This window comes from uncultured Dialister sp., from assembly GCF_937959425.1.
Taxonomy (GTDB): domain Bacteria; phylum Bacillota; class Negativicutes; order Veillonellales; family Dialisteraceae; genus Dialister.
This window is the reverse complement of sequence record NZ_CALGPS010000058.1, coordinates 1-8420: the sequence shown is the minus strand read 5'-3', so window position 1 is coordinate 8420 and position 8420 is coordinate 1. Positions and strand designations below refer to the sequence as shown.

At 54.6% G+C, this 8420-nt stretch carries 3 protein-coding genes; all 3 read right to left on the bottom strand.

The features are described from left to right. Positions 1–205: 205 nt before the first annotated feature. On the bottom strand, positions 206–4348 hold the full coding sequence (rpoC, locus tag Q0482_RS02350; protein ID WP_299142859.1) for a DNA-directed RNA polymerase subunit beta': 4143 nt from the start codon (positions 4346–4348) through the stop codon (positions 206–208). 23 nt (positions 4349–4371) lie between these two features. Continuing rightward, positions 4372–8196 carry a DNA-directed RNA polymerase subunit beta gene (rpoB, locus tag Q0482_RS02345; protein ID WP_366517980.1) on the bottom strand — a complete coding sequence of 1275 codons (3825 nt, stop codon included), beginning with the start codon at positions 8194–8196 and terminating at the stop codon, positions 4372–4374. Further along, on the bottom strand, positions 8156–8420 hold a 265-nt coding region (locus Q0482_RS02340; RefSeq protein WP_299142864.1), incomplete at its 5' end, for a hypothetical protein. The genes rpoB and Q0482_RS02340, both read right to left, overlap by 41 nt.

Below are 8420 nucleotides of genomic sequence, written 5' to 3'. Positions count from 1 at the left end.
CGTGGTCCCCCCACCCCCGCATGCGGGGGTGGGCAAGTTTTGTGGGGAGAAAGCCAGCTCCCCCAATCCTCGATCCCGATCTTCGATCCCAGCCGCTATGCGGCTGCGAGCCCACCACAGCCCTCTGAGCCCTGTGAACCTTTTGCCCCCTTGGGCCCGAAGACCAAATAAAAAAACAGCCCCATGAAGGAGCTGTTTTTTTGACTTATTCTGCTTCAGCAGGAGCTGCCGGCGGTTCGTCGTTGTGAACCACTTTGAGCTTGCGGTAGCGGGACATGCCGGTGCCTGCAGGGATAAGTTTGCCGATGATGACGTTTTCCTTGAGGCCCAGGAGGGGATCTTCCTTGCCTTTGATAGCGGCTTCGGTAAGGACCCTGGTGGTTTCCTGGAAGGATGCGGCGGAGAGGAAGGAGTCGGTAGCCAGTGCTGCCTTGGTGGTACCGAGGAGCAGGTTTTCGCCTACTGCTTTCTTTCTGCCTTCATCGTCGAGGCGTTCATTGGTGCCGCGGTATGCGACGATATCCACGGTTTCGCCAGGGAGCCAGCCGGAGTCTCCGGGATCGAGGATCTTGATCTTGCGGAGCATCTGGTGGACGATGATTTCAATGTGTTTGTCGTTGATTTCTACGCCCTGGCTTCTGTATACTTTCTGGACTTCCTTAACGATGTAGTTCTGGGTAGCCTGTACGCCCAAAACTGCCAGGATGTCGTGGGGGTTCACGTTGCCTTCGAAGAGGCGGGTGCCTGCTTCGATGTGCTGTCCGTCCTGGACGGAGATCTTCTTGGCTACCGGAATCTTTTCGCTTTCCGTTTCTTCATCGTTGGTGATGGTGATGACCTTGACGTTGGGGTTGTCTTCAGCGGAGGTGATGGCTACGGTGCCGGCGATGCGGGAAATGGTGGCATTGCCCTTCGGTTTACGTGCTTCGAACAATTCTTCGACACGAGGAAGACCCTGTGTGATATCTTCTGCGGAAGCAACGCCGCCGGTATGGAATGTACGCATGGTGAGCTGGGTGCCCGGTTCGCCGATGGACTGGGCGGCAATGATGCCTACGGCTTCGCCGATTTCCACGTGACGGCCGGTAGCCAGGTTTCTGCCGTAGCACTTAGCGCATACGCCGTGGGCGGAGCGGCAGGTGAGGATGGAGCGGACTTTCAGCTTGTCGTAGTATTTTTCGATTTCAGCTGCCTGGTCATCGGTAATTTCTTCGTTCTTCTTAGCGATGATTTCACCGGTGTCCGGATTTACTACATCTTCCAGCGGGCAGCGGCCGGCGATACGGTCTGCCAGGGATTCGATGGGCTGTCCGTTTTCTTCGATCTTGCTGACTTCCACGCCTTCCATCTGGTCCATGCGGACTTTGATGAGGGGGATGTCGGAGGACAGGATGATTTCTGCATTTTCCGGAGTGATTTCGGTGCCTGCCGGGAGGACTACATTGCCATTTCTATCCAGTGCGTCTTCTTCCAGTTTCTTTCCTGCGAAGTGGACGGTGAGATGGTGGCGCATGGCCCGGTTGTATTCAGCCACGGCGTCGGTGGTGCCCAGGTTGAAGGTCTGCTGCTGTTCCGCTTCTTCGCCTTCGGCGGAGGGGATGATGACCTTGATTTCTTCCACCAGGTGGTGGTTCAGGAGGGTCACATCGTCGGCGTCCAGGGTCTTGCCCTTGACGAGGAGGATCTGTCCGTTTCTTCTGTCCAGTACGTCTTCGTCAAGCACGGCGCCCAGGAGATGGGGCTTCAGGGTCATAATGCGGTTCTTTACTTCCGGCTGGGAGGCGATGATGCTCTGTTCCCTGTCGAAGTTCAGTACCTGTACGTCGCAGTCTTCTTCACGGACGATGACGTCCTGGGATACATCTACCAGACGGCGGGTAAGGTAACCGGAGTCTGCCGTACGGAGGGCGGTGTCGGCCAGACCTTTACGGGCGCCGTGGGAGGAGGTGAAGTAATCGAGGACTGTCAGGCCTTCGCGGAAGTTTGCCTTAACCGGCAGTTCTACTGTCTTACCGGAGGTATCGGCGATAAGGCCGCGCATGCCGGCCAGCTGTCTGATCTGGTTATCGTTACCACGGGCGCCGGACTGGGCCATCATGGTCAGGGGGTTGAATTTTACCATGGAGCTCTTCATGGCAGCGCCTACTTCGTCTGTCTTTTTGCTCCATACTTCGACCACTCTTCTGTACCTTTCGTCGTCGGTCATGAGGCCGCGGCGGAAGAACCGTTTAATCTGTTCAACCTTTTCGTCGCCGTCTTCCAGGATTTTGTCCTTTTCAGGCGGTACGGCTACGTCGTAGATACCGATGGAAATACCGGAAACCAGGGCGTAGTGGAAGCCCAGGGCCTTCACGGAGTCCAGGAGGTCGCCGGTGGCTTTGAAGCCCAGTTTCTTGAAGCAGTCATTGACCAGTTTGCCCATCTGCTTCTTGCCGATGGTAATACCCAGGCCGTTGTTCACTACTTCGTAGGTATTGCCGTTTTCGTCTACTCTCTTTTCATGACGCTTGTAGAAGAAACGGAGTTCTCTCGGAATAGCGTAGTTGAAAATGAGGCGGCCCGGGGTGGTGATGACCAGGTCTTTATCATCTTCATTGAAGCCGTCGGGACGGTCTTCTTTGGGGATGTGGACTTTGATGAAATCGTGGACACGGATTTCATGGAGGGCATAGGCCAGCATGACTTCGTCGTATCCGGTGTAGGCGTGGAGACGGGAGGTATCCATTTCGTCTTCTGCCTTTTTCCACTGTTTCATGGGGTCAAACTTCGCATTGGGGTTTGCTGCTTTTTCTTCCGGTGTGAAATCGACTTTCGCATCGTTGGCAGTTTCCACAATGGTGAGGTAGTACGATCCCAGAATCATATCCTGGGAAGGAATGGCTACCGGTTTGCCGTCCTTGGTGGACAGGATGTTGTTAATGGAAAGCATGAGGGTTCTGGCTTCTGCCTGTGCTTCCACGGACAGGGGCAGATGGCAGGCCATCTGGTCGCCGTCGAAGTCGGCGTTGTAGCCGGGGCATACCAGAGGATGCAGCTTGATGGCGCGGCCTTCCCAGAGGATAGGTTCGAAGGCCTGGATGCCCAGTCTGTGAAGGGTAGGTGCACGGTTCAGGAGTACCGGATGTTCTTTGATGACATCGCCCAGCACGTCCCATACTTCGGGAGCCAGCTTGTCCACTTTCTTACGGGCTGCCTTCAGGTTGCTTGCCACGCCTCTCTTGATGAGTTCGTGCATAATGAATGGCTTGAACAGTTCGATAGCCATTTCTTTCGGCAGACCGCACTGGTACATTTTCAGTTCAGGACCTACGACGATTACGGAACGGCCGGAGTAGTCCACACGTTTGCCGAGGAGGTTCTGGCGGAAACGGCCCTGCTTGCCTTTCAGCATGTCGGAGAGGGACTTCAGGGGGCGGTTGCCCGGGCCGGATACGGCTCTGCCGCGGCGGCCGTTATCGATGAGGGCATCCACTGCTTCCTGGAGCATACGTTTTTCGTTGCGGATGATGATTTCCGGAGCGCCCAGTTCCATCAGTCTCTTAAGACGGTTGTTTCTGTTGATGACGCGGCGGTACAGGTCATTCAGGTCGGAGGTGGCGAAACGGCCGCCGTCCAGCTGGACCATAGGACGAAGGTCCGGCGGGATGACCGGAAGAACGGTGAGGATCATCCATTCCGGTTTGTTGCCGGAGTGGAGGAAGGCTTCCACTTCTTCCAGGCGGCGGATGCATCTGACCTTGCGCTGGCCGCTGCCTTCTTCGATTTCCTTCTTAAGGGCAGCTTCCAGTTTCGGCAGGTCCAGTTCCTTCAGGAGTTTCTGGATGGCTTCTGCACCCATCTGGGCTTTGAAGGAGCCCGGGCCGAATTTAGCCACAGCGTCCTGGTATTCCTGTTCGTTCAGCACCTGTTTCTTCAGGAGGTCGGTGCTGCCGGGATCAAGGACAATGTAGGCTGCGAAATAGAGGACTCTTTCCAGCTGACGGGGGGAGATTTCAAGAATCAGTCCGATGCGGGAAGGGGTGCCTTTGAAATACCAGATGTGGGAAACCGGGCAGGCAAGGGCAATGTGGCCCATTCTTTCACGGCGTACTTTGGAGCTTGTGACTTCTACGCCGCACTTGTCGCAGATGGTACCTCTGTAGCGCATTTTCTTGTACTTGCCGCATTTGCATTCCCAGTCCTTGGTTGGTCCGAAAATCTTTTCGCAGAAGAGACCGTCGGTTTCCGCCTTCAGGGTTCTGTAGTTGATGGTTTCCGGCTTGGTGACTTCGCCGTGGGACCATTCAAGGATCTTTTCCGGAGAGGCGATACCGATTTTCATGGAATCAAATTCGTTTACATCTAACAATTGGGTTCTTCTCCTTTCCGGGTTTATTCATCCTGGCCATCGCTGTGGCCGGTTTCATTGTTCATATCCGTTTCTCCAAATCCTGCTTCTTCATCGGCAGGAGCATTGGCTTCCGCTTCCAGGGTGTCGTTGAAGGAGGCTACATCGTTGCTTACAGCAGCTTCGCCGCCGTTCATGGATGTTTCCATGGCATTTCTGGATTCAGTGACTGCACTGTCCCCTTCCATGGCTTCTCTCACTTCGTCCCGGTGCCAGCGTTCGCCGCCGCCGTAGCCCTGTTCCAGGTCGCTTTCGTCCAGTTCCTTCAGTACCACTTCATCTCCGTTTTCATTGAGAATCCGTACGTCCAGACCGATGGACTGCAGTTCTTTCATGAGGACTTTGAAGGATTCCGGAACGCCGGGGCTCGGAATGTTTTCGCCCTTCACAATCTTTTCATAAGCCTTCACACGGCCGATGACATCATCGGACTTCACTGTCAGGATTTCCTGCAGGGTGTAGGCTGCGCCGTAGGCTTCCAGTGCCCAGACTTCCATTTCGCCGAAGCGCTGGCCGCCGAACTGTGCCTTGCCGCCCAGAGGCTGCTGGGTAACCAGGGAGTACGGGCCGGTGGAGCGGGCATGGATCTTGTCGTCTACCAGGTGATGGAGTTTCAGCATGTATTTCCAGCCGATGGTGACCTGGTTGTCCAGTTTTTCACCGGTACGGCCGTCATAGAGATCAGTCTTTGCGTTAGCCGGGAGACCTGCCGCCTTTAAGGTTGCTGCCAGGTCTTCATCGCGGCAGCCGTCAAAGACGGGGGTTGCGATGTGGATGCCGGACTCTGTGGGTTCAGGCATGCCGTATTTGTCGAAATCATAGCCGCAGTCAATGAGGCGCTTCTTCATTTCTTCATACTTGGCGGATCCTTCTCCTGCTGCCAGGGCTGCGCGGATTTCTTCGCCCAGCATATGGCAGGCCCAGGACAGATGGATTTCCAGGATCTGGCCGATATTCATTCGGGACGGTACGCCCAGAGGATTCAGTACCAGATCCACAGGACGTCCGTCGGGGGTAAAGGGCATATCTTCCACCGGCATAATGCGGGAGCATACGCACTTGTTGCCGTGACGGCCGGCCATCTTGTCGCCTTCACGGATCTTACGTTTCTGGGCGATGTAGACGCGGACCAGCTTGTTCACGCCGGGAGCCAGTTCGTCGCCGTTTTCACGGGTAAAGACTTTGACGTCCACCACCTTGCCGAATTCGCCGTGAGGAACACGGAGGGAAGTATCGCGGACTTCTCTTTCCTTGTCGCCGAAAATGGCGCGAAGGAGTCTCTCTTCCGGAGTGAGCTCGGTTTCGCCCTTCGGGGTGACCTTGCCTACCAGGATATCACCGGGGCGTACGTCGGCGCCTACCATGATGATACCGTTTTCATCCAGGTATTTCACAGCGTCTTCGGAAACGGAGGACAGCTGGCGGGTGATTTCTTCTTCGCCCAGCTTGGTGTCGCGGGCGTCGCATTCATATTCTTCAATGTGGATGGAGGTGTACAGGTCATCCTTGCAGAGGCGTTCGGAAATCAGAACGGCGTCTTCGTGGTTGTACCCTTCCCAGGATACGAAGGCTACCAGCACATTGTGGCCCAGGGCCAGTTCGCCCTGATCGGTGGCCATGCCGTCAGCCAGGGTATCGCCCTTTTCCACCCTTTCGCCCTTGAATACGGTGGGGCGCTGGTTGATGCAGGTGGACTGGTTGGAACGCATGAATTTAATCAGGTCATAGGTATCCAGTTCCCCATTGTCCGCACGGACAATGATCTGGCGGCCGGTGACTCTCTCCACGGTGCCGCCCCTCTTGGCGAGGATGCAGACGCCGGAGTCCTGGCCGGCTACCCATTCCATGCCGGTGCCTACGAGAGGCGCTTCCGGACGGAGCAGCGGCACTGCCTGGCGCTGCATGTTGGCACCCATGAGGGCACGGTTCGTATCATCGTGTTCCAGGAATGGAATGAGGGATGTACCGATGGAGACAACCTGCTTTGGAGATACGTCCATCAGGTCCACTTCTTCCGGTTCCGCTTCCAGTACGTCCGGGCCGCGGCGGCTGGCCACATTCTTATGAATGAAATGGCCCTGTTCATCCAGCGGTTCGGAAGCCTGGGCGATGATCTTGTCTTCTTCAATATCAGCGGTGACGTACTTCGTTTCGTCAGTCACATGGTATTCCTTTTCGCCGGTCTTTTCGTCCACGCTCTTTTCGATGATGCGGTACGGGGTCTCGATGAGGCCGTACTTATTGATGATACCGTAGTTGGAAAGAGAGGAAATCAGGCCGATGTTCGGACCTTCAGGGGTTTCTACCGGGCACATGCGGCCGTAATGGGAGTAATGTACGTCGCGGACTTCGAACCCTGCTCTTTCACGGGACAGACCTCCCGGGCCCAGGGCGGACAGACGGCGCTTATGGGTCAGCTCAGCCAGCGGGTTTGTCTGGTCCATGAACTGGGACAGCTGGGAGGATCCGAAGAATTCCTTAATCGCTGCCACTACCGGGCGGATATTCACCAGAGCCTGAGGAGTCATCTTGTCCTGGTCCTGGGTGGTCATTCTTTCGCGGACAACCCTTTCCATACGGGTAAGACCGATGCGGAACTGGTTCTGCAGAAGTTCCCCTACGCAGCGGACGCGGCGGTTGCCCAGATGGTCGATATCGTCGCTCTTGCCGTAGCCCTGCATCATGTTCAGCAGGTAATCGATGCAGGCGATAATGTCGCACCGTTCAAGGATACGGTAATTATCTTCCCTGTTGCCGGAGGAGCAGATGACCTTGACAGGCGTGCCGTCATCCTTCTGGGTCATCACTTCCACCTGGTCAAAAGAAGAGAATACGCCGCTTTCCTCGATCCTTGCAATAGCATCTTCATCGATGAGGCTGTTGGCTTCAATCACCACTTCCCCTGTTTCCTGGTTCACGATAGGACCTTCGGTCTTGTGTCCCAGAAGACGGTTTCTCCAGGACAGCTTCTTGTTCAGCTTGTAGCGGCCAACTTTCGCCAGATCGTAACGGCGGGGATCATAGAAGAAATTGTTAAGCAGTGTGGTGCCCGATTCTTCCGTAGCCGGTTCACCGGGGCGCAGCTTGTGATAAATTTCAATAAGAGCGGACTTGCGGTCCGTGGTATTATCCTTGTCCAAAGTCTTTTCGATGTGGATATCATGGTCGAAAAGATCCAGGATTTCTTCATTGGAAGAATAGCCCAGAGCACGGACAAGCACGGTCACCGGCATCTTGCGGTTACGGTCGATGCGGACGGAAATGGAACCGGCAGGGTCGGACTCCAGTTCGATCCAGGCGCCGCGGTTTGGAATGAGCTGGGCGCTGTAGATTTCCTTATCGAAAGCGTCCCTTTCCTTCTTGTAGTACACGCCGGGAGAGCGGACCAGCTGGGATACGATGACACGTTCAGCACCGTTGATGATAAAAGTGCCGGTGTCAGTCATAACCGGGAAATCACCCATGAAAAGATCATGTTCCTTCAGTTCTCCGGTCTCCTTGTTTTCCAGGCGCACCTTCACATAGAGAGGAGCAGAATAATTGACATCCTTCGCCTTGCACTGCTCGATATTGTACTTGCCTTTGCCGAAATAGTATTCGCCAAAATGCAGCGCCCACTTGTGCGCGCTGTCCTCAATAGGGGAAATATCTGCAAATACATCCTTCAGCCCTTCCCTGCAGAACCATTCATAAGACTTCGTCTGCAGATCGAGCAAATGCGGCATTTTCAGGACTTCCTGTGATCTGGCATAGGTGTATCTCTTCTTCTTACCAACCTGCACAGGTCTGAACATCTTGCTTTTGGGCATTCCTCGCCTCACCCTTTCGTTTCAAAACAGGACTTCCGGGAAGGTTTCCCTTCCTTAAAGCCTTAATATATAACATATAAATAAATAAAAAGGAACGGTTGCAAAGATAAATTTTACTACAATTCACCACTGAATGCAAGGAAACGTTCCTTTTTAATACCAAAAATTTTTGAATACCACATTTAAGATATTTTCTTTTATAGAATTTTTTATGCCTGTTATAG